This is a genomic window from Saccharopolyspora sp. NFXS83 (assembly GCF_026241095.1).
In the GTDB taxonomy this organism is placed as follows: domain Bacteria; phylum Actinomycetota; class Actinomycetes; order Mycobacteriales; family Pseudonocardiaceae; genus Saccharopolyspora_C.
Genome location: NZ_JAPFGB010000029.1, coordinates 54058 through 78560 on the forward strand (window position 1 = coordinate 54058; position 24503 = coordinate 78560).

The window sequence follows — 24503 nt, forward strand, 5'->3', positions numbered from 1 at the left end:
GGTCACCACGCGAAGGGGCCGGCGGCGAGTTCGCTACCGGTGATAGTCAGGCCGTCGTAGGTGCAGCGAACCGCCAGGCTGAACGAGACGTCGCCGACCTGGCGGAACAGCTCGGCGAGGTTCGTGGTCAGGTAGTGAGCCGCGCCGAGGGAGCCGATCGCGTGGATTCCGGCGACATGGACGATCACGCGGTCGTCGTAGCGGTGGCGGGCCACGTAGGCGATGTCCGCGGACTTCGGTTCGTCATCGTCGGCGGGGGAGCCGTAGCGCTTTCCGGTGGGACGGTGCTCGAACCACCAACGGCCCCCGTCCTTGACCAGTGCGGCGCGTTCGTCCTCGGCTAGCAGTGCGCCCGCGACGGGTGCGGACTTCGGGCCGCAGACCACCAGAGCGTCACCGGATGGAAGCTCCTCGGTCTCCGGGCCGACGTGGAACTTGTCCACCGCGAACCGCATTGCACCCAACAGGTCTTCGAACTGCGCCTGGGTTGCGGAGTCCTCAGCGGCGATCAGCGGGCGCTCGCGGTCGGTGACCTGGTAGCGGTAGGGGATACCGACACTGACCGGGCCGACGCCGAAGATCACCCGTTCGGGACCGGCGGCGTCCTTCTTCACCTGACTCACGCGGCCCTTGGTGATCCCCAGGGCGGTCGCGATCTCGGTGTAGCTCATGTCCAGATCGCGGTGAGCTTCCTCGATCGCAGCCTTGCGCAGGCGAGCCAACTCGGCGGCGCGCTGCTGGTACGTGGTGATCAGCTCGGTGGCGCGCAGGCCGCGTCGGATGGGGTCGGCCTCCCGGCGGACCGCCTCGAACTCGTCCCGCGTCGTCATGCCGCAAGTTTAGACCCCCTTGACAGCTCTCGCGGAAGTGCCTAGCTTGTGTTTAGACCCCCTCAACACGTCGGCGGCCTTGCATGCCGGAGCGTTTAGGGGGGTAAACGATCGAAGTTCTTGGAGGCAGTGGTGCGGAACATCCCGGTGAACTTGCAGGGCTACAAGTTGATGGTGACGGAGTCTCCGGCGTTGAAGATGCGGGAGAACGACAACGGCGTCGAGGAAGTGGTGACGGACCGGTCTGGGGTTCAGCACTTCGTGGTGTCGTTGTTCGCGAAGAAGCGTCCGCAGGAAGGGCAGTTCGCGGAGAAGGGTGAGGAGATCAAGGTGACCCTGACCGCGGACCCCGGTGACGGGTTCGAGGAGGGCACGTACGTGCAGTTGATCGATGCGACGGTGTCGCCGTGGCAGACCGAGCGCAACGGCCGCTACGCCTCCGGGCTCGCGTACCGCGCGGCGGGACTGACTCCGCAGATCTGATCTCCGCCTCTCTGGGCGTGACGGTCTTTATCTAAAGCATTTTTTCAAGCCGTTTTTGTGGGCTGTTTGTTCTTTGATGAATTCCATAGTGGGCCGATCTATGCCTTTTTCCGGCACGAATGTGTGTGCCGGTGGGGCTTTGTTGGTCCCCGAGCCTGCTGGTGTTGCCGTGGGCTCGGGGGTCTTCATGGCCTTGTCCATTTTGAGAGGACCAGATGATGTGGGTTCGTTCTGATCGGGATTTTTGGTGTCACGGTTCCGGCTGCGTGGGTGGCCGGTGGCATCTCGCCGACAACGGCGAGTGACAAGAGAAAGGGGTGATCAATTGTGGCGATGGAGCAGGCGTTGAAGCGGGTGGGTCCGGCGTCGGTGGCGGTGACGCGTCTGGAGGTGTTGGCGCGGTTCGTGGATGAGCTGGACCAGGACTTGGGCCGGGTGGCGTTCCTGGAAGACGACATCGTCGACGCACGCCGGTTCGCCGATATCGAGGACCAGGCGCAGCAGGCGCAGGTGGCGTTGACCCGGTTGCGGGACGCGCTAGCCGAACACGGCGGTGCCGTGGTGGCGAAGGGATACAAGTGATGACACGGGGCGAGAGCGTGTACGGGACGGTGCGGCGGATTGATTCCTCGATGGCCGCGATGAATCGAGTCCTGCGTAAATTCGGGACACCGAAGGAAGTGGCGTTCGAATTGCGGGCGGTGAAAACCGCTGTCGGGGAGGTCATCGCGCAGTTGGAGATGGCCGAACGACGCAGCTAGACCGCAAGACCAGAACACATCGGCACCGGGGTGCCGGACTCCTCACCGAGTCCGGCACCCCTTTCTCATGCGCACACAGTATTTCCGGGGAGCAGATTATGACGGACACACGGGTAGCAGTGGGTATGACTCCGGCACGAGCGGTAGGGAAGTGGGTGGCGCGGCATCCGCGTTCCATGACGAGCACGGTTGTGCTGGGGGCGTCGGTGGTGTGGCTGGGCTACCTGGTGGTGCTCAGTGCCGCCACTATCGCTGTGGTTGCCGGTGCCTCCTGGTGCGTGCTGGATCGTCCGACGTTCGATCGGTTCGCGGGCCGGTTGTTGCGGGCGTGGTGGAGACGGTGGGCGGTCTACCAGCGCCAGTGGTTCGACCTCGCCTACCGCGCCGGACTCGTCGTGACCGATCACCGGGGCCGGTCGTGGGCACCGAAGGTGCTCCGAGTGTCGTCGTCCTGGTGCTGGGACCACGTGCGCATCCGCATGGTCAAGACCCAGGAACCCGGCGACTTCGAAGCCGTCCTGGAACGCCTCGCCAACGCCTACCGGGCACGCCGGGCCACCGTCCGCACCCTCAAGCCGGGTGTGATCAGCCTGGATTTCCAGCGCCGCGAACCGTTCGACGAGATGCCGGTTCCGCTGCCTGCGCTGCCGGAGTCGGTGGAGTCGGTGGATCTGGGCCGCCTGGTGATCGGGCGGACCGAGTACGGGCGGGATTTCGCCCTCGACCTCCTCAAAGGCCTGCACATCCTGTTGGCCGGGGCCACCGGTTCCGGGAAGGGCTCGTGGTTGTGGGGCTTGATCCGGCAGTTGGCGCCTCTGATCCGGGCGGGCTCGGTGCGGTTGTGGGTGATCGACCCCAAAGGCGGCATGGAGTTCGGCGCGGGCCGGGAAATGTTCCACCGCTTCGCCGACAGCGACGAAACCGGCCTCGACCTGATGCGCGAGTACGTCGAAACCTTGGACGCACGGAAGGAAGCTCTCGGCCGCCAAGGCATGCGCACCGCGACGGCATCGGCTGAGACGCCGATGGACGTGCTGATCGTCGATGAGCTGGCCGCGATGACGCAGTACTGCACCCGCGACATTGCCCGTGAGTTCGAACAGCTACTGGGCAAGGCCCTAACGCAGTACCGGGCCGTACTCGGTCGGGTGGTGGGGGCGGTGCAGGAGCCGCATAAGGACAACGTGCCGATGCGGGGCCTGTTCCCCACCAAAATCGCCCTACGCCTCGACGAAGCCTCGTATGTGGACATGACCTTGGGCGAAGGCGTCCGCGACCGCGGGGCACTCGCGGATCAGATTCCGGAGATCATGCCGGGCGTCGGCTACGTCAAACACGACGGCCGCCGCGAACCCCTCCGAGTACGGGCCGCGTTCACCAGCGACGACGACATCGCCGCCTTGGTCGCCTACTGCACGGTCACGCCTCTGCGCCGCACCGTGCGACGCCCGGCGCCCCGCCGCAGTGCTATCGCGGAGATCACCGAAGCCGACCTCGAACACATCGACTCCTTCGACGGCGACGACGAAGACCACGACGCGGCCTAACCGAAATTTCCCTTTTCCCTTGCTGTGATTGGAGATTCGCCATGTTCCATGTGCATTTGACCCTGGGCTCGTTAGCCGCGCTCGCCCTGACCGGACTGCTGGCCGTGGGCCTGGTGGCCCTCGTCTGGGCGCTGGCCGGTCCGGCTGCCGGGCTCCTGGTGCTGCTCGTGCTCGCGCTGATCGTGCAGGGCGTCAAAGCCCTGATCACCACCACAACCGAGGAATAGGAAAGGAGACGGGCGATGTGGCCGTTCCGCAAGAACACCGAGCAAAGCGCCGGGAAAACCCGGCGGGTGGAGCGGCTGGGGGCACGCATCGCCGAGTCCAAACAGCTGCGTCCCCTGTCTCTCGATCCGGACTTGATCGCTGTCGCGATGGAACGCACCCGGCGGCGCACTGTGGCTGGGCTGTGGTTCTTTCTTGCTCTCGGGCTGTCGTTCACGACCACCGGGGTTCAAGCGTTCCTCGCCGGTGACGCCACGGCCGATGATCCGGTGTGGTGGGCGGCGTGGACGGTGGAACCGATGTTCGCGGGGCTGCTGATCCTGCTGCTGAACTTCGAAGCCGTGATCCTCGCCCACGGAGTCGAGCCCGGTCACCACTGGTGGACGCGAATCAAACGGGTCTTGCTGGGCACGACGTTGTTCATGAACGTGATCCCGCAACTCGACCCCGCCCGGTTCCAACTCGGATCGCTCGCGGTCCACCTGATCATCCCCGTGGTCGTCTACGGCCTCGCCGAGGTCATCCCAGTAATTCAGGCCCGGTCACGGCAGGTCGTGATGCAGGGCTACGCCGACGCGGCAGAGCATGACTCACCTGCGGAAACCGAGGAAGTAGTCCCGCAGCCGGCCCCGGTTCCCGCCGCGCCGGAAGCACCGATGCCGACGCCTCCGGCAGTTCCGGCTGAGCCGGTGAAGCGGGGTCCGCGTCTCCCGGCGCATGTCGTCGACGCGCTCAAGCGTGCTCGGGACCAGGCGGCCGAAGAGGGACGTGGGTTCGCTCCGGCGGACGTGCAACAGGTGGTGAAGGTCCCGGACGCGATGGCTGCTGCCATCCACGCCGATCTCATCACCACCTGACCGAAAAACCGTTGCCACAACTGAATAAGCACAACCCCAACGAAGGCGGAGCACCACCACCGAACGACATCGGTGGTGCTCCGCCTTCGTCATGTTCGAAAGGACCACCTCTGATGGTGCGTACTGACCGGGCGGTCGTGGACCGCTACCAACGACGACTCCAGTCCACCGACTACTCCCGCTGGCGCGACCAGGTCGAAGCCACCGGCGGATGCACCCACCCCGTCCGCATGACCGGCGCATGGACCGTCACCGACAACACCACCCGCGAAGTCCTCGACCACAAGGGCGGGCACGTCATGGTGCCCTGCGGAAACCGCCGTGAATCGGTCTGTGCCGCCTGCTCCGACCGGTACGCCGCCGACGCCTTCCACCTCCTCCGCGCCGGGCTCTCCGGCGGAACCAAAGGCGTCCCCGAACACGTGACCGAACGGCCGAGGGTCTTCCTCACCCTCACCGCGCCCTCGTTCGGCCCGGTCCGCGACGACGGACAGCCCCGCTTTCCGACCCGGTACGACTACACCGGGCACGTCCTGTTCAACGCACACGCCGGACAGCTCTGGCACCGGTTCGTCATCGCGCTACGCCGCCACCTCGCACGAGCCGCCGGGATCCGCGTCCGCGACTTCGCCGACCACGCCCGGCTCTCCTACGCCAAAGTCGCCGAGTACCAGCGCCGGGGCGCGATCCACTTCCACGCCGTGATCCGCCTCGACGGACCCGGCGGCGCCTCGGACCAGGCCCCGGCGTGGGCGACTCCGGAACTGCTAAGCGATGCCATCCATGCGGCGCATGCGCAGGTCCAGATCACGACACCGGAGATCGACGGCCGAACCTGGGAGTTGGCGTGGGGCCGTCAGATCGACGTCCGCACCATCAAACCCGCGAACGCCCCGGACTTCGAGGACGGCGACGGCGAGATCACCGACGACCGGCTGTCCTCCTACGTCGCGAAGTACGCCACCAAGGGCACCGGGAAGTCCGAGGCGGCGGACCGGCCGATCCGCTCCGACGCCCACATCGAACAGCTCCGGATCAACGAGCACTACAAGCAGCTCATGCGCACCGCCTGGACGCTCGGCGTCCTGGAGGAGCTGGATCACCTCAACCTGCGGCGCTGGTGCCACATGCTCGCCTTCCGCGGCCACTTCCTGTCCAAGTCCAAGGCGTTCTCCACGACGTTCAAGCAGATCCGTGGCGACCGGCAGCGCTTCCGCCTCGAAGCCGCTCTCGACGAACTCGGCGTCACCGAAGAGTCGGTGACCGTGGTCAACCACTGGGACATGACCAGCGTCGGACACCGCACCCCAGAGGAACGCGACATCGCCGAAGGCATCGCCCAACGACGACGCGACACCCGCAAACACCACCACACCACCGAACGAAAGGACTGACCCGCCATGCACAAGCTCTGGGGACCGCAGGACGTGGCCGACTACTTCGGCGTCCCGGTCGGCACCGTCTACCAGTGGCGCACCCGAGGCACCGGCCCCACCGGTAAGCGGGTCGGCAAGCACGTCCGCTACCGGCCCGAAGACGTCGAAGCATGGTTCGACGCACAACCCGAGGGGGTGATCTGATGTCCGGTCGGCTTCCGCTGCCGCTGGGCAGCATGGGAGAGATCACGGTCAAATCGGTCGGCAAGTCCTATTCGGCTCGGGTCTGGTACCGGCGCGAGGACGGCAGCTATGTGGACGTGCGTCGCCGTGGCAAGACCAAGGAGAAGGCGAAGCAAGCGGTCCGGGACGCGGTCAACAGCCTCGCTCCACCGGCGGCTCCCGGTGCCGACCTGACCGCGTCGTCCCCGTTCGGCGAAGCGGCCGAGCAGTGGCTGACTCAGTTCCGCGCCGACGCGGAAGACGGCATCTACTCGCTGACCACGCTGGACACCTACGAGAACGTCTACGCAAACCACGTCAAGCCCGAGTTCCAGAACTTCCGGCTGTTCGAGGTGAAGACACCAGCGGTCAGCAACCTGTGTCAGCGCAAGCTCAAGGCGAACAGCCTGACCTTGGCGAAGCTCGTCAAGGCCGTGATCAGCAACATCATGGCCTTCGCCATCCAGGCCGGCGCCGTGGAGCAGAACCCGGCCAAGGGGATCGCTGCCTTGAGCGAGCGCCGCGCCAAGGTCAAGCGTAAGAAGCCGCGCGCGCTGACCAAGGACGAACTGCGGGACCTGCTCGGCAAGCTCGACGTCGATGAGGAAGCGAAGGCACGCGACCTGCCCGACCTGGTGCGGTTCTTCATCGCCACCGGCGAACGCATCGGCGAGGCCCTGGGAGCCCACTGGGAGGACTTCGACCCGGCGGCCAAGAAGCTGCGGATGAGCGGCAACCTGATCCGGGCACGCGGTCAGGGCACGCGCCGCAACGATGGCAAGAGCGACGGCTCGGCGCGGGACATCGCGTTGCCGGACTGGGCCGTGCGGATGCTCTCGGAACGAGCCGAACAGCTCGGCGACGTCGACCCGGCGAAGCCCATCTTCACCAACACCCAGGGCGGCTACCTCAACTCGTCGAACGTCGGCAACCGGACCTGGATCCCGTTCCGCAAGCGCGCGGGCTACGAGTGGGTCACCTTCCACACGATGCGGAAGACCGTCGCGACGCTGCTTGATGAGGCGGGGCTCACCGCTCGTCAAGTGGCCGACCTGCTCGGCCACTCCCGGGTGTCGATGACCCAGGATGTCTACTTCGGGCGAGGCCAGCAGTCCCGTGCGAGCGCGGACGCGCTGGCGTTCGTGGACTCCAACGGACAATCCGACGAAGTTGGCAATTAATTGGCAACCGAGCCTGGCAAAGAAAAACCCCAGGTCGTTGACCTGGGGTTTTGGTGCGCCAACAGGGACTTGAACCCCGAACCCGCTGATTAAGAGTCAGCTGCTCTGCCTGTTGAGCTATTGGCGCTTGTGGTGTCCTCCAGGTTTTCGGTCTTGGACCGTCTCCCTGGCGACGAAAGAAACTTTAGCACGGGGTTTCGGAGGTCGAATCGGGGGGTGGTGCAGCGGCGCCGGAGGCGGGTTTGTGCCGGTCGGGGCGGGGTTCGGGCGATGTCGTGGGCAACCTGGAGGCGGGGTCGTGCGTCTCATGGACGAAGGTCCGCGGATTGACTCTTCGTGCACGGCTGGTCGTCGGACACACGGTCGGGGGTTTGATGCACACTGTTCTCAGGCGGATGTTGGGGATCGGATCGAACGGACAGTCACGCATGAAGCTGTTTCTTAACTCTGTCGGGAGAGTTACCGGGCGCTGGTCTCGCGGGATTCCTGCCGTGATCCTCGTGCTGGTGGGGCTGTTGGTCGCGAGCTGCAGCGGGTCCGGGGGCGAGGGGGCGCCGGCCGCGCCGCCGCCTCCGCCGTCCGTGCGGTTCGATCCGGTCGACGGGGCGCAGCAGGTCTCCCCGGTCGCGCCGATCACGGGGGCCGCGGAAAACGGGAAGATCACCGGCGCGGTGCTCACCAACGAGGACGGCAAGCAGGTCGCGAACACCGTCACGCCGGACGGGGCCGGCTGGAGCGTGAGCGAACCCCTCGGTTACGGCACCACCTACACCGCCGAGCTCACCGTGCAGGGCGCGGCCGGGGCGCCGGTGACGCAGCGGACCACGTTCACCACGATCGAACCCGAGAACCAGACCTACGTGTCGATGAACCCGCTCGACGGGCAGACGGTCGGCGTCGGCCAGCCGTTGGCGTTCTACTTCTCCGAGGACGCGCCCGCGCCGGACAAGGCGAAGGCGGAGGAAGCGATCCGCATCCAGACCGAACCGGCCGTGGAGGGCGCCTTCTACTGGTTCGACGACCGCGAAGTGCACTGGCGCCCGCAGGAGTACTGGAAGTCCGGCACCAAGATCACCGTGAACGCGGACGTCTACGGCAAGGACCTCGGCAACGGCTCGTGGGGCGAGGAGAACCGCTCCGCGACGATCACCATCGGCGACGAGGTGGTGCTGCACGCCGACGGTGCCAGCCACCAGATGTCGGTCAAGGTCAACGGGGTCACCCAGCGCACCATGCCGATCTCGCTGGGCAAGCCCGAATGGCCGTCCAACAACGGCGTGCACGTGGTCACCGAGCACCACCGCAAGAAGGTCATGGACTCCTCCAGCTACGGCCTGGACGTGGACAACGGGGGCTACCGCACCGAGGTCGAATGGGCGGTGCGCATCTCCAACGGCGGCGAGTTCCTGCATGCCGCGCCGTGGTCGGTGGGCCAGCAGGGCAGCAGCAACGTCAGCCACGGCTGCATCAACATGAGCGACGCCAACGCCCGGTGGGTGTACGACCTGCTGAAGAAGGGCGACGTCGTGGAGATCACCAACTCCGGCGGGCCGAACCTGCGGTCCTGGGACGGATTCGGCGACTGGCAGGTGCCGTGGAAGGAATGGGTCGGCGGCAACCGCTGATCCGATTCGACGTGGAGGCGCCCCTTCGGGGGCGCTTTCGCTTTTCCCGGGCCCCGGCAACGCGAAAGGCCCGCTCCGAAATGGAGCGGGCCTTTCGCACGGGGTGAGTGACGGGATTCGAACCCGCGACTCCTGGGACCACAACCCAGTGCTCTACCGACTGAGCTACACCCACCGCAGCTTCCGATCGGCCGATCAACCGGCTTTCCGGAGCAACACGAATATCCTAGCGTGCGCCGTCGGGCCGGTCGTCACCGGGCTCCCAGCCACCTGGGCCGAACCGGTTAACCGCGTCATTCGACCTGGTGAGCGGCCTTGCCGGTGTCGCCGAGGCCGTCGCCGTCGAGCAGTTCGGCCGCCACGGCCTGCGCCTGCTCGCTGCTCGGTCCCGGCTGCGGGACGAACGCGGTCCGGCGGTAGTACGCCAGCTCGCGGATCGATTCCCGCACATCGGCCAGCGCGCGGTGCGCGAGGCCCTTCTCCGGCTGCGCGTAGTAGATCCGCGGGAACCAGCGCCTGCACAGCTCCTTGATGGACGACACGTCCACCATGCGGTAGTGCAGGTGCGCGTCCAGCGCGGGCATGTCGCGGGAGAGGAAACCGCGGTCGGTCGCGATGGAATTGCCAGCCAGCGGCGCCGAGATGTTCTCCGGCACGTGCTCGCGGATGTAGTCCAGGACGCGTTGTTCGGCTTCGGCGGTGGTGACCGCGGAGCGCCGTACCTCCTCGGTCAGCCCGGAGCGTTCGTGCATGTCGCGCACCACTTCGGGCATCCCCGACAGGGCCTCGTCCGGGGCGTGGATCACGATGTCCACACCGTCGCCGAGGATGTTGAGGTCGGCATCGGTGACCAGGGCGGCGATCTCGATCAGGGCGTCGGAGCCCAGGTCGAGCCCGGTCATTTCACAGTCGATCCACACTAGACGGTCGTTCACCTCACCGAGCCTAACGCGGTGCCCCGCGGCGCCGGGACCGCCTCGGCGCCGCGGGGACATCACCGTTCGGTCTCGGTGGGTCCCGGTTCCTCGCGTAGGCGGGCGGGCACCACCTTGCCGGTGGCGTTGCGCGGCAGCTCGGCGAGGAACGTGACGTCCCGCGGCAGCGCGAACTTCGGCAGCGCGGGGCGGACCCGTTCGCGCACGGCCTCCGCGTCGAGGTCCGCGTCTTCGGTGAGCACGACGTACGCGGCAAGGCGCTGCCCGAACTCGGCGTCGTCGACGCCGATCACCGCGACCTCGGAGACCTCGGGCAGCGTGGCGATGGCGTCCTCGGTCTCCTTCGGGTACACGTTCTCGCCGCCCGAGACGATCATGTCGTCCTCCCGGCCGACGACCTGCAAGCGGCCCGCTTCGTCGATTCGCCCCAGGTCACCGGTGCTGAGCATGCCGCCGCGCACTTCTTTGCCGCCGCCGCCGGTGTAGCCCTCGAACAGCATGTCGTTGCTGACGAAGATCCGCCCGGTCTCGCCGTCGCGCACCTGCGCGCCGTGCTCGTCGAGGATCTTCAGGCTGGTGCCGCGGGGCGGGCGGCCCGCCGTGCCGGGGGACTCGGCGAGGTCCCGCGGATTCGCGATGCTGACCCAGGACGCCTCGGTGGAGCCGTAGAAGTTGTAGAGCACCTCGCCGAAGACCCGCTGGAATCGGGTGGCCAGGTCCGCGGGCAGCGCCGAGCCGCTGGCGGCGACGATGCGCAGCGACGACGTGTCGTAGGGCTGCAGCGCCTCCCGCGGCAGGTCGAGGATGCGCTGCAGCATCACCGGGACCATGAACATCGCCGTGGCGCGGTGCCGCTGGACCGCGGCGAGCGCCTGCTGCGGTTCGAACTTGCGGCGCAGCACCAGGGTCGCGCCGATCGCGGAGCCCAGCTGGAACGCGGCCAGCCCCCAGGTGTGGAAGATCGGTGCCGCCAGCAGGATCCGCTCCCCGGCGCGCAGCGGCATCCGCGACATGATCGTCGCCGCCGGGCCGACGCCGGGCGGCGCGGGCCTGCGGGCGCCCTTCGGCGTTCCGGTGGTGCCGGAGGTGAGCACGATGATCCGCGCGTGCCGGGGCCTGCGCGGCAGCGCGCCGCCCGTGGAGCTGCCGATGAGGTGCTCCAGCGTGGCCTTGCGGGTGGTGCCCTCGGTCCAGGCGAGCACCACGTCGAGATCCAGGTCGGCCGAATCCTCGACGGCGAGGTCTTCGGTGAACTCGACGTCGGTCACCAGCAGGTCGGCCTGCTGCTCGGCCAGCACGGTGCGCACCTGCTGCGGGCGCAGGCCGGTGTTGAGCAGCACCACGTCCACGCCGAGCTTGCCGCAGGCCACGATCGTCTCGACGAGCCCGTGGTGGTTGCGGCACAGCACGGCGACCCGGCTGGTGTCGCGGATGCCGCGGGCGCGCAGGCCCTTCGCGAGGCGGGTGGTGCGTTGTTCCAGTTCGAGGAAGCTCAGCGCGCCGCGCTCGTCGATCACGGCGGGCCGGTCCGGGTGCCTGATGGCGGCGACGGCGTAGCCGAGCGCGGGTGTCACTCCCCACCGCCGCCAGGCGAAGGCGATGCGCACCAGCTTGTCCGGGCGCATCGGCCGCACCACGCCTTGCCTGACCAGCAGCCACAGCGTGTGCAGGCTGGAGCTGAGGCGGTCCCCCTTGGCTCGGGCGACGACGTCCGCCGCCACATCTCGTGTCCGTTTCGCCGGCCGTCGCCACATCGCCACGCGTCTCCTCCGATTTAACTACTCGTCAGTAGATAATGCCTTGAGTGGAGGCGCGGGGGAAGAGGTCAACGGTCCGAAATGCTCTGTTCCGGGGCTGCGGCGGCCACCACGGCCTCCCGTATCGCGGCGCGCAGCCGACCCGCCTCCAATGGTGCCAGCACCGCGGTCTCCCCAGGCGGTGCGACCACGACCACGTTGCCCTGCTTCACGTACACCGCCATGCTCCGCCGCTTGCCCGCGACATCGCGGCAGCTGACCTGCCATTGCTCGCTGCTGACCACGCCGACCTCCTCCCTCTGCGGGAGCGCGCCCGTGCGGTGCGCTCTTCTGCTGAGACGCTTCAGGATCACCGACGTGACGGGTGTTCGCTTGATTAATCGTAGATTTCTCCAGTGGTCGTTCACCCGAAGTGGCGCCCCGGCTCAGGGGGCGAACGCGCTAGGGGAGTCGGGGCTCGTCCTGGGACACTGCGATCATGGCTGGTTACGACGCGCTGCTGTGGCGCACGCTGCACCGGGTGCTGCTGGTGCTCGCGATCGGAGTGCTGGGGCTGATGCTCGGGCTCGGTTCTGCCCCCACCCGGTCAGACTCGCTGCTGGGCGTGCTCGTCGTGGCGCTCGTGGTGCTGCCGGTGGCGATCACGGTGCGCCGGATGACGCCGGTGGCCCGCGCTAACCTGCGGGCGGTGCCGCGCTACCGGCCGCTGATGGCCGCGATGAGCGCGCTGCTCGCCGTCGTGACGCTGCTGGTGCTCTGGTGGGCCGTCGGCAACGCGATCTCCCCCGGCACGCTCTCGCCGCTCACGCTGGCCCTGGTGGGAGTGGTGCTCGCGGCGCTGACGGCGCTGCTCAACCGGGTGCTGTGACCGGGCCCGGACACGACGAAGCCGCTGCCCGGTGGCGTCAGCCGGTGAGCAGCGGCTCGGTGCGTGCGTGTCGCGCGGGTTCGGTCAGACCGGCCGGACGACCAGGCCCCGCGGCTCGGCGGTGAAGGTCAGCGCGCCCTCGAACTCCGCGATGGGGAGCTCGTCGCGGACCAGGCGGTGCGGCGCGTCGGCCGTCTCCACCCGAACCTCGGTCGCGGTGAAGGTCTGCTCGGCGAAGTCCGGTCCGGCGAGCTGGATCTCCAGCCGCTGCTCGCGCAGGGTGATCGCGGCGGCGCCGCCGGGCACCGACAGCGGTTCGCCGTCGGCGGTGACGATGAGGCTGCCCTCGCCGTCGGACTCCGGGCGCACCGCGACGTGCGAGAGGGCGACGTCGCGCACCCCCTCAGCACCGGTGACGCCGATGACGTCCCTGGCTACCTCGTCCTGCTCGGAGCTCTCCTCCGCGCGCGGAGCCAGCAGCGGCGTGCGCAGCTTCGCCGCCAGCCGGTGGGGCGCCCAGGAACCGGGGCCGATGAGGTTCACCACGGAGGTGATCTCGGTGTCGGCGAGCAGGCGTTCGCTGCCCACCGCGGGCGTGATCTCGATGGCCGCGACGTTCCGCTCCTCCAGCAGGTCGCGCAGCGCCTTGGCGCGCAGCCTGCTGTTGCGGTCGAATCCGCGGGTGATCGCAACGGCTCCGGACGTCCCGCTCTGCGCCGCGGCATCGGCGAGACCGGCCAGCGGGGCCCAGACCTTCGCCGGATCCGGCCGGGTCGAGCGGCGGGAGCGGGCGGATTGAGGGGCGTCGGCAGTGGTGTCCATTGCGTCAACTTTAATCCGCCACGCAGGGTCGCCTCACTAGGTGATCAGCGGTCGGCGGTGTGACTTCGCTCGCGCTCACGCGTCCCAGGTGGTGACGACGAGATCCCGGTCGCGCTCCAGTTGTTCGTCGACGTGCTGCTCGCACTCCGGGCAACGCTCGGTGATGCGGCGGCTCGACGGTTCCTTGGTGGCCGGCCAGGTCTCGTGCGGGAGTTTGATGGTCGTCGCGCACAGCGCGGTCACCGGATCACCGGCGGGTCTGGCACCGGGGCGCACCGTGATCGCGTGCCGGACCCGCTGCCCGGCGCCGACGATCCACCAGACGTGCTCTTGATCGGGGAACACTTCGCTCCCACCCCCATACCTGTCAGGACGTCCCGCGCTGCGGTTCGATCCGCTCGGGATCTCGAACTCTAGACGGATCGATCAGCTCGCACGTTGCATTCGCGTGGCTACCTGAACGACTGGTTGCGCTGCTCCGATCGTGTTACTGCGGCTGTTCGGCGGAGCCCCCTCGGTCCAGCGCGGATGTCGTGATGGGCCACTCGACGTACGAATCCGAGCAGGCACTTCACTTGTGGTGAGAAGGATCACCGCTCATGCTGACCGGAACGATGATCGATTTCGGAGGCGCGTGCTCGTGACGGACGTGCATTTCCCCCGGCCACGGCACGATCCGCTCGAGCCGGGGATCCTCGCCCGCTGGCTGGCGGCCGACGGTGCGACGGTGCGCAGCGGCACCGCGGTCGCGGAGGTGGTGACCGACGGCGTCAGGCGAACGGTGCTCGCCTCGGCCTCGGGCACGTTGTGGCGGCAGGGCGAGGCGGGGGAGCGCTTCACCGCGGGCGCGGTCATCGGGCTCATCGAATGAGGGCGGCGCAGGGCACGGCGCGATCGGCGGCCCGGGCGGGTTGACCGTGCTTGCTAGGTTGGGGGCAGTGACGCGGGGTGCCCGGCGAACGGCCGGGCTGAGAGCAGACCCGTCGAACCTGACCTAGTTCGTGCTAGCGGAGGGACGTCACCGACGTGACCGTTCGTGTTGCCCGGCCGGAGCTCGCCCGGCCCAGTCCCAACGTGCTGACGATCGCCGGGACCGACCCCAGCGGCGGTGCCGGGATCCAAGCCGACCTGAAGGCCTTCTCCGCCAACGGCGCCTACGGCATGTCGGTGGTGACGGCGCTGGTCGCGCAGACCACCACCGGCGTCGCCGAGGTGCGGGAAGTTCCGCCGGAGTTCGTCACCTCCCAGCTCACCACGCTGCTCGACGACGTGCGGGTTGACGCGGTGAAGATCGGGATGCTGGCCAACGCCGGCGTGATCCGCGCGGTCGTGGCCGTGCTCGACCGCTACGCGCCGCCGCACGTGGTGCTGGATCCGGTGATGGTCGCCAAGAGCGGGCACCGGCTGCTGGCCGACGAGGCGGTGGCGGTGCTGCGCGATGAGCTCGTGCCGCGGGTGGACCTGATCACGCCGAATCTGCCGGAGGCCGCGGATCTGCTGGGGGAGCGGGAGATCACCGACTCCGCCGGGATGGCCGGGCAGGCCGAGCGGCTGACCGGTCTGGGCGCCAATCAGGTTCTGCTCAAAGGCGGACACCTGCGCGAGGCGGCGAGCCTGGACCTGTTCCGCGGCGACGGCGACGTCGAACTCCTGCGCCGGGAGCGGATCGAGACCACGAACGACCACGGCACCGGATGCACGCTGTCGGCGGCCATCGCGGCACTGCGCCCGCAGCGCCCGGACTGGTCCTCGGCGGTCCGGGACGGCAAGGAGTACCTGACCGAGGCGTTGCGCGCCGCGGACCGGCTGGACGTGGGCCGGGGACACGGTCCCGTGCACCACTTCCACCGCTGGTGGTGAACCCGATCTCCTGGAGGGACCGTTCATGAGCAGGCTGCCCGATCCGCCGCCCGGCGGTTTCTGCGCGGGCGCGTGGGAGCACACCGCCGCGTTGCAGCAGGCCATCGTCGAGCACCCGTTCAACGCCGCGCTCACCGCCGGCGGGCTGGACCGGGAGCGGTTCGCGTTCTACATCGTGCAGGACGCCCGGTACCTGGTCGGTTTCGCGCAGGCGCTGACCGCGGCGTCCACGCGGGCGGAGGATCCCGCCGACGCGGCGTTCCTCGCCGGTGCGGCGCAAGGCGCGCTGGTGGAGGAGCGCCGACTGCACGCAGGGTACGTGGAGGAGTTCGGGCTCACCGAGGCCGACCTCGCCGGGGTGGTGACCTCGCCGTCGTGCACGGCCTACACTTCCTTCTTGCGCGGGAGCGCGCTGGTGGAGCCGTATCCGGTGCTGCTGGCGGCGATCCTGCCGTGCTTCTGGGTGTACCAGCACGTGGGCAGCGAGATCCTGGCCGCCGTCGGGGACGTGTCGGGCCACCCGTACCGGCGGTGGATCGAGACGTACGCCGACGACGAGTTCGCGGCGGCGGTGCTGAGCGCCCGCGAGCTCGTGGATCGGGTCGCGGCGGCGGCCGGCGAACCGGTGCGGCGGCGGATGCTGGCCGCGTTCGTGCGCGCCAGCGAGTACGAGTGGATGTTCTGGGACGGCGCGTGGAATCGCGAGCAGTGGCCGACGGCGCGCTGGCTCCCTGCGTGAGAACGCGTTGCGGCGGCACGGTTCTTTCCTGCGCACGAGGCTCCGCCGCACCGCGCGGGACGCTCGGAACCCGAGCATTGCGATCACCCTGGGTAGCGTCGATCGAGTGCGCGTCGAAGCCGGAGAGTCGGGTGGTCAGAGGTGCCGCGACGCCGCGATCAATTCGTGATCAGGAGCACTTTCGAGTGGTGTTAACGAACACCCTCCGCCACGACGATGAGGTTTACGACACGTTCGTTCGGCGTGTTCAGACGTGGGACTTCTTCTCACCGCGGCGGCGGGATTCGGTGACCTTTGAGTACGGGTACTTCTATTGTGATCATGCTGGCGGGGATGCTGGTGCCGGTGCTGGCCGCAGCGCCCTTCTACATCGCCGACCGCCGACGCGACGCGGCGGCGGCCCAGGCGGAAGCGGAAGCCGAGAAACCCGACGCCGAGATCCACGTCCTGCACCCGGCGACGCAGGGCGGGAGCTCGGCGAGCGGACCGGAGCAGGCGGCGGCGTGAGCACGCCGCCGCCCGGCGGCGTCAATCCCCGTAGATCGACCAGGCCAGCTTCGCCTTGGCCTCCTGCAGCGCGGTGAGCGTGGACTGCTCGTACCCGCCTTCCTGCGGGGGCGGTGGAACCTGCAGGCCTTCGCTGAGGCCCCAGCCGGAGCCGCGCTGGATCAACGACCGGTGCTTGTTCGTGTAGTACCCGGAGTTGATCGACACGGCGACACCGTGCGCACCGGCCGCCGCGGCCATCAGGTGCATGTGGAACCGGGTGGACAACCAGCGCTGCCCGGCGGCGGCGGGCAGGCCGTGATCCATGATCTCGGAGAAGGCGTAGAACCGGGACCCGGGCAGGTCGTGCTCGACCAGCGCGAAGACCTCCCGGTCCACCCGCGGGATCCCCTCGATGATCCCGACCTGCTCCGGGTGCACGTCCCAGGCGCGCAGCGTGTCGAGCAGGAAGCCGGCCAGCGCGGGAACCGTGACGTCCAGCAGGTCCGACTGCAGGCAGATCATCACGTCCCGCAGGTCGTCGGTGCGGTACAGCTCCGGCTCGATGCCGAAGAACATGTCGTCACCGGTCGCGGTGAGCTGGCCCGCGGAGCTGAGCAGGTCCGCGGACGGCTCGTCGCGGACGTCGATCAGCTCGAACTGCGAGGCGAGGTTGCGCACCAGCGGGTGCGCCTCCTCCGGTGCGGGCCACAAGCCCTGCCCGGTCATCACCGCGCGCCCGCCGGAGCGGCGCACCGCGGCGACCGCGCCTGCCAGCAGCCCGTAGTGCCGCGGCCAGATCCCGTTGATGAACCCGCCGCCGATGATGTGCACCAGATCGGCCCGCGCGGCGAGCTCGATACCGGCCAGCCAGTGCGGCGCCAGCCCCGGGTTGATCATGGCGTGCTGCACGAAGGACGCCACTTCCCACGGCTCGTCGGAGGGCGCGGACCAGCACAGCCGCCACAGCGTGTCGGTGAACCGGACGTGCGGGTGCAGGTGCCCCAGCAGCACCTCGCTGGGACCGGGGTTGGGGCAGTCCACCCACACCTCGCTGTCGGGGGCGACCTTGGCCAGGTACTTCAGCCACGTCGCGGCGATCAGCTCGTCGCCGTAGTTCGGGTTCCCGGTCGTGGCGACCAGGTACAGCGTGGGGGGTGTTGCGGAACTGGTCACTGGAGCTCTCCACCGGTCGGGGTCGCGGCTGCGCGCGCAGGCGCCGAACCTAACAACACGGTGGGCGCGGGTCCGCTCGGAGGCATCCCCGGCCGCCGCCTGGCGGGGCGCTCGGAGGTACCGCTGTGCTCCACTCGGCGGCGGGCGGCACAAAACGGCGACAACGACTCGGTGGTAATACCGGTGCGTTGCCGCCGTTGATCGTGTTCGGCGTGTTCAGTTCTGTTCGTGCAGCTGGTTGCGGAGGCGTTCGATGCGGTCGCGGGTGCGGCGGAACTTCGCCTCGTAGTGCTCTTCGAACAACGCCGTCGGCAGCGTCGCGACGGTGACCCCGAGCGCTCCGTCGGACTCGGGCCGGTCCGGCAACGGCTCCGCGGAGCGGTTGGCGGCGGTCTCCTGGTGCGGAATGTCCGCACGTTCCGGCGCGGCCTCCGCGGGGCGCGGGTCGGGTTCGGCCTCGCGGGGGCGAGCGGCCTCGCCGGTGGGCTTGGCCTGCTGCTGCGGGGTGCGCAACGCGTGCTTGCCGGTGGGCGGCGTGTCCGCGTGCGCCCGGCGGCGGGCGCGGCGCAGCAGTGGCCAGAAGACCACTGCTGCCACCACGGCACCGCCTGCGAAGGAGATGACGATCAGGTCCACGTGCTCGCTCCGAATCAGTTCCGCTGGACGGCGTCGGTCGGTTCGCTGTCGGTGTCGGCGGCGGGCTCCGCGTCGTCGGTGCCCGTCGGCACGAGCGGGGAACCCAGCGGGATCAGGTAGCTCTGGGTGTCCCCGCGCGGCTCCGGCAGCCACACGTGCTGCGCCGGTTCGCCGACGAGTTCGGCGTCGATGACGTTGTCGATCTCCTGCGCGCCGATCTCGTTGGTGGTGGCGCCGACCAGCCGGCCGACGCTGTCCAAAGAGGACAGAACGGCGGTGCGGAGCTCCTCCATGCGGGCCTGCTTGGTGTGCAGGTCCTGCAGCACGTCGAGCCGCAGCTGTTCGGTCTCGGCGTCGCGCTGCCCGCATTCCCACCGGGTGCGGGACAGCAGCTCGTCGGCTTCCTCCTGCGCGGCCGTGACCACCGCCTTGTACTCGTCCCGGATGTTGTGGCGCATGACGCGCTCGCGCTCCCGGATCTCGGCGAGGCTCTGCTCGTGCTCCCGGCGGATCTGGCGCTGCCTGGCGTCGAGCTCATCGACCAGGCGGGAGCATTCGCTGCGCATGTCCTCGGCGGCCCGTTCGGCCGCACTGATCAGTTGTTGTGCCTCGTATTCCGCGCTGCCACGCATGGTCTGTGCCTGCCGCTGCGCTTGTTCGCGCAGCGTCTGCACTTCCTCCTCGGCCAACGACAGCATGTTCTGCACGCGTTGCGAGGCGTGCGGCAAACCGGTGTCGGAGGCTTCGATGCGCTTGAGGCGGAGTTCGGCTTCGGCGAGGTCGTGCCGCGCGTCGTCGCAGAGGCGGCGCAGGTCGGAATTCAGCGCCACCGCCTCGTTGCGATCGATGCTGACCATGCGCAGCTGATCCTCGAGCAACTCGATGTGCTCGGTGACCTGGCGGCGATGGAAACCTCGTACCTGGATGTCGAATCCGGGACGGAGCGGGACGACGGCGTGTGCGGAGTCCTCCACGTTGGACACTCCTCTCCACAGGCGAGGGTCGACTCGCCGAGGAGAGTAGGTCTGATCCGGACCCCGCGCGCGGTGGAGGAGGGCGAGCACCACCTGATCAGGTAGTGATTCGCGGGAAAACCCCGGCGGACGGTCCTCAGTGGATCTCTGGAGGGCTGACCTGTGACTCCGGGATGGCCGAAGGGGCGACGCCCCACTTGTCCAGGATGCGCGCGTAGCCGCCGTCGTGGATCAGCTCGTTCACCGCCGCCCGCAGCGCCGGGGCCAGCGGCGAGCCCTTGGCCAGCGCGAATCCGACGTCGAGCCTGCGGAACTCGTTGCGCAGCTCCAGCGCGGGCTGCTGCGTCGCGGCGTAGCGCAGGCCGTTGATTGCTCCCATGATCACGTCGATCTTGCGCTGGGCCAGCGCCGAGTACAGCGCGCTGCTCTCGGAGAACACCTGCACCTGGTAGGCGGGCTCGCCGATCTCGGCGCACCGGTGGGCGTGCGCGGTGAGGGTGGCCTCGAAGGTGGTGCCCTTGGTGGTGCCGACCGTTCGGCCGCACAACCGGGTCACGTCGGTGATCGGACCGCCGGGGTCGCCCTCGCGGACCGCGAAGCCCTGCCCGTCCTGGACGTAGGTGGCGAAGTCGATGGTCTTCTTGCGCTCCTCGGTGACGCCGAAGTTCCCGGTGCCCGCGTCGTACTTCCCGCTGTCGAGCGCGGGGAGGATCGTGTCGAAGGCGGCTTCGTGCGCATCGACTCGGAGACCCAGCTTGCGGGCGACCGCCTCGGCGATGTCGACGTCGAGGCCCACGGCGGTGCGGTTGTCCTCCAGGTAGAACGCGGACGGCGGTGAACCCCCGACGGAGCGGCCGATGCGCAGCTCGCCGCTGTCCCTGATCGAGGCGGGCAGCAGCGCCGCCGCGGCGGCGGCGCTGCGCTGGATGCCGGAGACGACGTCGGCGCGCGCGTCGAGCCCCGGCGCGACCGCCCCCGGATCGGGGGCGGGACCGCATCCCGCGAGCAGAATTCCGCTCAACAGCAGGGAGAAACCGCCTGCGAAGGCCTTCGGGGCAGTGGAGGTGCGCATCGTGCTCCCTTTCCGGGCCTGGCCGCCGAGTCGGGCCGGGCATCGAACGGAACGGCACGCGCGGGCCGGGATTCCGGAGCGCGCCGTCGTGCGGCACGCGCGAACGGGTGCGGGTGACGCGGGATCGTCTCGGGTCAGCGGTGGCGGCGACAGGACGCCGACCACACCAGGCCGAGGTCGATGTGGGTGCGCGTGACCAAGCGCTTCCGATGTGGCACGCCGGTGAGCTTCGCCGGATCCGCCGAGGGCGTCAACGGTGGCCACAGGGTGGGACGGCCGGTCTCGGCGGTTGACGGATCTCCACGCGGAGATGGATGTTCGAGTTCTCGATTCCCTTGCACGGGTGGGAGAACATGTCTCATTTGCACGCCGTACCGGATGCGGTCCGGGCCGCGCCGGAGGCGGCCCCCGAGGTCGTCGCGCTGCGGCGCCCGCTCCGCTGGGTCGCGGCGGTGCTGGTGCTGGCGTTGCTCGGCGCCACCGTCGTCTCCGTCGCGACGAACCCGAACTTCCAGTGGAACGTCGTCGCCGCCTACTTCGCCACCCCGGCGGTGCTGCACGGGCTGTGGCTGACGTTGTGGCTCACCGCGGTGACCATGGTCCTCGGGTTCGCGCTCGGCACCGCGCTGGCCGTCATGCGGCTGTCCGGGAATCCGGTGCTGGCCGGGGTGGCCTGGGGGTACATCTGGTTCTTCCGGTCGGTTCCGGTGCTCGTCCAGCTGCTGTTCTGGTTCAACATCGGCGCGCTGTACCCGGTGATCGGGTTCGGGGAGTTCTCCGCGCCCACCGTCGACCTGCTCGGCGGCGTCACCACGGCGGTGATCGGCCTGGTGCTGCACGAAGCCGCCTACGCGGCGGAAGTGGTGCGCGGCGGAATCCTGTCGGTCGACGCCGGGCAGTCCGAGTCGGCGCAGGCGCTGGGGATGACCCGCACCCGCATCCTGCGGCGGATCGTGCTCCCGCAGGCGATGCACGCGATCGTGCCGCCCGCGGCGAACATGCTGATCGGCACGTTGAAGGGCACTTCGATCGTCAGCGTCATCGCGGTGCACGACCTGCTGTACTCGGTGCAGCTGATCTACAACCGCAACTACCTGGTGATCCCGCTGCTGCTGGTGGCGACGGTCTGGTACCTGATCGTCACCAGCCTGCTGACGATCGGCCAGTACTACGTCGAGCGGCACTATTCCCGCGGCGCGCGTCGGGAATCGGCGCCGACGCCGTGGCAGCGGTTTCGCGGCGCCACGATCGGAGGTCGATGAGCGTGTCCGCGATGGTCGATGTGCGGGGAGTGCGCAAGAGCTTCGGCGCGGTGCCGGTGCTGCGCGGGGTGGATCTCGCGGTCGGCGGGGGCACGGTCACCTGCGTCATCGGTCCCTCCGGTTCCGGTAAGAGCACCCTGCTGCGCTGCATCAACCACTTGGAGAAGGTCGACGCCGGGAGGGTCGAGGTGGACGGTGCGCTGGTCGGCTACCGGGAGTCCGGCGGCAGGCTCCACGAGCTGCCGGACCGGGTGATCTCCCGGCAGCGGGCCGAGATTGGCATGGTCTTCCAGGGGTTCCACCTGTTCGGCCACATGACCGCGCTGCACAACGTGATGGAGGCGCTGCGCGGGGTGCGCCGTCTGTCCAAAGAGGACGCTGAGGTGCGAGCGCTGGCGGCGTTGCGCGAAGTGGGGCTGGCGGAGCACGCGGAGTCGTACCCGCGCCGGCTCTCCGGCGGTCAGCAGCAGCGGGTGGCGATCGCGCGGGCCCTGGCCATGGAGCCGAAGGTGCTGCTGTTCGACGAACCGACCAGCGCGCTCGACCCGCAACTGGTGGGGGAGGTGCTGGCGGTGATGAAGGACCTCGCTCGCGGCGGGCTCACGATGGTGGTGGTGACGCACGAGATCGGCTTCGCCAGGGAGGTCGCGGACTCCGTGGTGTTCCTCGACGACGGCCGAGTCGTCGAGTCCGGCCCGCCCGCCGAAGTCCTGCTGGCACCACGCGAACCCCGAACCAGGGAATTCCTCACCCGAGTCCTCTGACCCTGCCCCCGCGCCCTCGCGTTGACGAGGTGAACGGCCCGTTCGTCCAATCCCGTTGGACCAACGGTCCGTTCACCCGGCGCCACCGAAGCCGACAACCCGCCCGCGGCGGATCCCATCCGGAGTGAACGGACCCTTCGACCAATCCACTTGGTCGAACGGTCCGTTCACTCGGAGCCGGAGACCGCTGCCGGTGGCGTCGTCGCCCGGTCGGTGGTGCTCGGGTGGAGTGAACGGACCGTTCGTCCCAGGGGATTGGACAGGCGGTCCGTTCACTCCGATGACGCGGTGGCGGTGAGTGACTGGGGGCACCGGACGACGGGGGTCCGTTGGCCGTTCGGCTGAGTTAGGGTCGGCTCTCCCGACTCAGCGTGAAGGGGTGGCGTGTGACAGGTGTGGCGGAGAACGTGCAGGTGGATCCGCGGGCCGCGGTGTTGTTGCGAAGGTGGCTGGCGGAGACGCACGCGCCGGTCGCGCTGGGGCCGTTGAAGGCGACGATCGGGCCGCTGCGGTTCACCACCGAGGTCACCTACCGCTCACCGACGGGCGCGCACGGCTTCAGCCCGATCCGGGTGGCGGACTCCGGAGCCGTCGCGGACTCCGCGCTGCTCGCCGCGGCCTGCTCGGCGGATGCGCGAGGCCGGGCCGCGGCCGATGCGCCGATCAACTCCGAGGGCGCAGGCACGCTGCTCGACTGGCTGCTGCACGCGGTGCGCATCGACGCGATCGATCCGCTGGCGGGCAACGACGACGTCGACGTGCTCGGGCAGGGCGTGTCGTCGCAGGACGAGGCCCGGCGGTGGCTCGCGTCGCACGTGGAGAGCACGGTGACGCCCGCGCTGCGCAACCTCGACGGCCGCGCCGACCTGGACGAGGTGACGGCGCGGTTGCTCACCCGCCGTTCGCTGGCCGTCATCGGGCGATTCGGCCTGCGCGGGGTGGCGGACGAGGCGGAGCTGCTGACGGCGCTGGCGCACGACTTGGCGGCGCTCGCCGAGACCTACCCGGACACCGAGCGGGTGGTGCGGCATTGGCTGCGCAGCCCCACCTTGACGGACCTGGCCGTGCTCAACGGCTCCGGCCTGCGCTACCTGTCCGAGGGCAAGGTGGCGGTCGCGCCGGTGCGCTACGAGGTGCCGAACCCGCTGCGCGACGTGTCGGCGGAGGGCGTGCCGGGGGTTCCGGTGCCGGTGCTCGACGAGGGCTGGTCGCTGCGGCCGGTGGTGCTGGAGTCGGAGGATCCCGCGCTGGTGCACCGCTGGATGAACGAGGACCACGTCGCGGTCAACTGGAACCAGGCGTGGTCGTTGCAGCGCTGGAAGGACGAACTGGGCGCGCAGCTCGGGGGCGAGCACTCGGTGCCGTGCATCGTGAGCCGCGACGGCCGCGAGGTCGCGTACGTGGAGCTGTACCGGGTGGCTCGGGACAAGCTCGCCACCTGCTACCCGCTGCACCCGCGTGATCTCGGCGTGCACATCGCGATCGGGGAGAAGGACGCCGTCGGTCGCGGGTTCGGTTCGTCCCTGCTGGCGGCGGTGGCGCGCGGCCTGCTCGCGGCGGATCCGGAGTGCGTGCGCGTCGTCGCCGAGCCCAACGTGCACAACGGCGCGTCGGTGGCGGCGTTCGCGAACGCCGGTTTCGAGCGATCCCGCGAGGTGGGGCTGCCCGGCAAGAACTCCGCCCTCATGGTCCACGCCCGCTGATCGAGGTCCTCTCCGGGTGAACGGACCGTTCGTCCAACGAGAGGGGACGAACGGTCCGTTCACCCGTCCAGAGCGGCCACCGCGAAGTGAGGCCCAGTAGCACCCGGCGGCGGTCCGCGGTCGAGAGCTTCGGAGTGAACGGACCGTTCGCCCAACCAGATTGGACGACCGGTCCGTTCACCCATGTCCGCCATTGCGGCGGTGCTGGTGGTGGGCGAGGGCTCAGGCTGGAGTGAACGGACCGTTCGTCCAACGGGATTGGACGACCGGTCCGTTCACTCGGAAACCGGGGCGGCCGTGGGTGTTTCCGGTGCGGCTGCGCGGGTGGGTCGGGAGTGGGTG

28 protein-coding genes, 2 tRNA genes and 1 riboswitch are annotated in these 24503 nt (G+C 69.1%); of the genes, 18 read left to right on the top strand and 12 right to left on the bottom strand.

What is annotated here, in order from left to right; translation table 11 throughout:
- Positions 1-2 precede the first annotated feature (2 nt).
- Complete coding sequence (locus OOZ19_RS24945; RefSeq protein WP_266092592.1) at positions 3-830, bottom strand: sigma-70 RNA polymerase sigma factor region 4 domain-containing protein; 828 nt, start codon at positions 828-830, stop codon at positions 3-5.
- A gap of 132 nt (positions 831-962) precedes the next feature.
- On the opposite strand from OOZ19_RS24945, the gene OOZ19_RS24950 reads away from it, so the two are divergent.
- The 9 genes from OOZ19_RS24950 to OOZ19_RS24990 all read left to right on the top strand — a co-directional run bounded on the left by OOZ19_RS24950 (position 963) and on the right by OOZ19_RS24990 (position 7482).
- Positions 963-1313: a hypothetical protein gene (locus tag OOZ19_RS24950; protein WP_184484444.1), complete on the top strand. Its 351-nt coding sequence runs from the start codon at positions 963-965 to the stop codon at positions 1311-1313.
- A gap of 333 nt (positions 1314-1646) precedes the next feature.
- Positions 1647-1895, top strand: a complete 249-nt coding sequence (locus OOZ19_RS24955; protein ID WP_266092593.1) for a hypothetical protein — start codon at positions 1647-1649, stop codon at positions 1893-1895.
- A complete protein-coding gene (locus OOZ19_RS24960; RefSeq protein WP_266092594.1) occupies positions 1895-2074 on the top strand; it encodes a hypothetical protein in 180 nt (59 codons plus the stop codon). The genes OOZ19_RS24955 and OOZ19_RS24960 overlap by 1 nt, the downstream gene beginning before the upstream one ends.
- Before the next feature lie 176 nt (positions 2075-2250).
- Entirely contained in the window at positions 2251-3621 is a 1371-nt protein-coding gene (locus OOZ19_RS24965) for an FtsK/SpoIIIE domain-containing protein (protein ID WP_266092595.1), read from the top strand.
- A gap of 41 nt (positions 3622-3662) precedes the next feature.
- On the top strand, positions 3663-3848 hold the full coding sequence (locus OOZ19_RS24970; protein WP_184484436.1) for a hypothetical protein: 186 nt from the start codon (positions 3663-3665) through the stop codon (positions 3846-3848).
- A 15-nt stretch (positions 3849-3863) separates the two neighbouring features.
- Positions 3864-4703: a hypothetical protein gene (locus tag OOZ19_RS24975; RefSeq protein WP_266092596.1), complete on the top strand. Its 840-nt coding sequence runs from the start codon at positions 3864-3866 to the stop codon at positions 4701-4703.
- Between the two features lie 113 nt (positions 4704-4816).
- On the top strand, positions 4817-6097 hold the full coding sequence (locus OOZ19_RS24980) for a replication initiator (RefSeq protein ID WP_266092597.1): 1281 nt from the start codon (positions 4817-4819) through the stop codon (positions 6095-6097).
- Between the two features lie 6 nt (positions 6098-6103).
- Entirely contained in the window at positions 6104-6283 is a 180-nt protein-coding gene (locus OOZ19_RS24985) for a helix-turn-helix transcriptional regulator (RefSeq protein ID WP_266092598.1), read from the top strand.
- On the top strand, positions 6283-7482 hold the full coding sequence (locus OOZ19_RS24990; protein ID WP_266092599.1) for a tyrosine-type recombinase/integrase: 1200 nt from the start codon (positions 6283-6285) through the stop codon (positions 7480-7482). Before OOZ19_RS24985 ends, OOZ19_RS24990 begins: the two co-directional genes overlap by 1 nt.
- A gap of 51 nt (positions 7483-7533) precedes the next feature.
- Here OOZ19_RS24990 and OOZ19_RS24995 read toward each other — a convergent pair.
- Positions 7534-7609, bottom strand: a tRNA-Lys gene (locus OOZ19_RS24995).
- Between the two features lie 379 nt (positions 7610-7988).
- Here OOZ19_RS24995 and OOZ19_RS25000 point away from each other — a divergent pair.
- Positions 7989-9107: a L,D-transpeptidase gene (locus OOZ19_RS25000; protein WP_323055176.1), complete on the top strand. Its 1119-nt coding sequence runs from the start codon at positions 7989-7991 to the stop codon at positions 9105-9107.
- A 102-nt stretch (positions 9108-9209) separates the two neighbouring features.
- Here the strand turns inward: OOZ19_RS25000 and OOZ19_RS25005 are convergent.
- The 4 genes from OOZ19_RS25005 to OOZ19_RS25020 all read right to left on the bottom strand — a co-directional run bounded on the left by OOZ19_RS25005 (position 9210) and on the right by OOZ19_RS25020 (position 12083).
- Positions 9210-9282: transfer RNA gene (locus tag OOZ19_RS25005), tRNA-His, on the bottom strand.
- A 118-nt stretch (positions 9283-9400) separates the two neighbouring features.
- Positions 9401-10042, bottom strand: a complete 642-nt coding sequence (gene orn, locus OOZ19_RS25010; RefSeq protein ID WP_266092601.1) for an oligoribonuclease — start codon at positions 10040-10042, stop codon at positions 9401-9403.
- Between the two features lie 59 nt (positions 10043-10101).
- Complete coding sequence (locus OOZ19_RS25015) at positions 10102-11763, bottom strand: AMP-binding protein (RefSeq protein ID WP_323055177.1); 1662 nt, start codon at positions 11761-11763, stop codon at positions 10102-10104.
- Between the two features lie 104 nt (positions 11764-11867).
- Positions 11868-12083: a hypothetical protein gene (locus OOZ19_RS25020; RefSeq protein ID WP_266092602.1), complete on the bottom strand. Its 216-nt coding sequence runs from the start codon at positions 12081-12083 to the stop codon at positions 11868-11870.
- A gap of 194 nt (positions 12084-12277) precedes the next feature.
- Between OOZ19_RS25020 and OOZ19_RS25025 the strand changes: the two genes are divergently transcribed.
- Positions 12278-12667: a hypothetical protein gene (locus OOZ19_RS25025; protein ID WP_266092603.1), complete on the top strand. Its 390-nt coding sequence runs from the start codon at positions 12278-12280 to the stop codon at positions 12665-12667.
- A gap of 84 nt (positions 12668-12751) precedes the next feature.
- Here the strand turns inward: OOZ19_RS25025 and OOZ19_RS25030 are convergent, their stop codons facing one another.
- Together OOZ19_RS25030 and OOZ19_RS25035 are read right to left on the bottom strand one after the other, a co-directional pair.
- Positions 12752-13489 (bottom strand): hypothetical protein, encoded by a 738-nt coding sequence (locus tag OOZ19_RS25030; RefSeq protein ID WP_266092604.1) that lies wholly within the window; start codon positions 13487-13489, stop codon positions 12752-12754.
- A gap of 75 nt (positions 13490-13564) precedes the next feature.
- Complete coding sequence (locus tag OOZ19_RS25035) at positions 13565-13834, bottom strand: hypothetical protein (RefSeq protein ID WP_184477475.1); 270 nt, start codon at positions 13832-13834, stop codon at positions 13565-13567.
- Positions 13835-14129: 295 nt separating this feature from the next.
- Here OOZ19_RS25035 and OOZ19_RS25040 point away from each other — a divergent pair, with 295 nt between their 5' ends.
- The 4 genes from OOZ19_RS25040 (at position 14130) to OOZ19_RS25055 (ending at position 16595) form a co-directional block, all read left to right on the top strand.
- A complete protein-coding gene (locus OOZ19_RS25040; RefSeq protein WP_266092605.1) occupies positions 14130-14360 on the top strand; it encodes a biotin attachment protein in 231 nt (76 codons plus the stop codon).
- A 63-nt stretch (positions 14361-14423) separates the two neighbouring features.
- A riboswitch (TPP riboswitch) is annotated at positions 14424-14522 on the top strand.
- Positions 14516-15349, top strand: a complete 834-nt coding sequence (thiD, locus tag OOZ19_RS25045) for a bifunctional hydroxymethylpyrimidine kinase/phosphomethylpyrimidine kinase (RefSeq protein WP_266092606.1) — start codon at positions 14516-14518, stop codon at positions 15347-15349. It overlaps the preceding riboswitch by 7 nt.
- Before the next feature lie 25 nt (positions 15350-15374).
- Positions 15375-16088: a TenA family protein gene (locus tag OOZ19_RS25050; protein ID WP_266092607.1), complete on the top strand. Its 714-nt coding sequence runs from the start codon at positions 15375-15377 to the stop codon at positions 16086-16088.
- Between the two features lie 321 nt (positions 16089-16409).
- Complete coding sequence (locus tag OOZ19_RS25055) at positions 16410-16595, top strand: hypothetical protein (RefSeq protein WP_266092608.1); 186 nt, start codon at positions 16410-16412, stop codon at positions 16593-16595.
- A 21-nt stretch (positions 16596-16616) separates the two neighbouring features.
- Here the strand turns inward: OOZ19_RS25055 and OOZ19_RS25060 are convergent, their stop codons facing one another.
- The 4 genes from OOZ19_RS25060 to OOZ19_RS25075 form a co-directional block, all read right to left on the bottom strand.
- Positions 16617-17750, bottom strand: coding sequence for a polysaccharide pyruvyl transferase family protein (locus tag OOZ19_RS25060; RefSeq protein WP_266092609.1), 1134 nt, complete (start codon positions 17748-17750; stop codon positions 16617-16619).
- Between the two features lie 216 nt (positions 17751-17966).
- Positions 17967-18386, bottom strand: coding sequence for a hypothetical protein (locus OOZ19_RS25065; RefSeq protein ID WP_266092610.1), 420 nt, complete (start codon positions 18384-18386; stop codon positions 17967-17969).
- Positions 18387-18400: 14 nt separating this feature from the next.
- The gene (locus OOZ19_RS25070; RefSeq protein ID WP_266092611.1) at positions 18401-19360 is read right to left on the bottom strand and encodes a hypothetical protein; all 960 of its coding nucleotides are present in this window, start codon (positions 19358-19360) and stop codon (positions 18401-18403) included.
- A gap of 136 nt (positions 19361-19496) precedes the next feature.
- The gene (locus OOZ19_RS25075; protein WP_266092612.1) at positions 19497-20432 is read right to left on the bottom strand and encodes an ABC transporter substrate-binding protein; all 936 of its coding nucleotides are present in this window, start codon (positions 20430-20432) and stop codon (positions 19497-19499) included.
- 353 nt (positions 20433-20785) lie between these two features.
- Between OOZ19_RS25075 and OOZ19_RS25080 the strand changes: the two genes are divergently transcribed.
- The 3 genes from OOZ19_RS25080 to OOZ19_RS25090 all read left to right on the top strand — a co-directional run bounded on the left by OOZ19_RS25080 (position 20786) and on the right by OOZ19_RS25090 (position 24161).
- On the top strand, positions 20786-21694 hold the full coding sequence (locus OOZ19_RS25080) for an amino acid ABC transporter permease (RefSeq protein WP_266092613.1): 909 nt from the start codon (positions 20786-20788) through the stop codon (positions 21692-21694).
- Positions 21691-22458, top strand: coding sequence for an amino acid ABC transporter ATP-binding protein (locus tag OOZ19_RS25085; RefSeq protein ID WP_323055178.1), 768 nt, complete (start codon positions 21691-21693; stop codon positions 22456-22458). The genes OOZ19_RS25080 and OOZ19_RS25085 overlap by 4 nt, the downstream gene beginning before the upstream one ends.
- A 386-nt stretch (positions 22459-22844) precedes the next feature.
- On the top strand, positions 22845-24161 hold the full coding sequence (locus tag OOZ19_RS25090) for a GNAT family N-acetyltransferase (RefSeq protein ID WP_266092614.1): 1317 nt from the start codon (positions 22845-22847) through the stop codon (positions 24159-24161).
- The last annotated feature ends 342 nt before the right edge of the window (positions 24162-24503 follow it).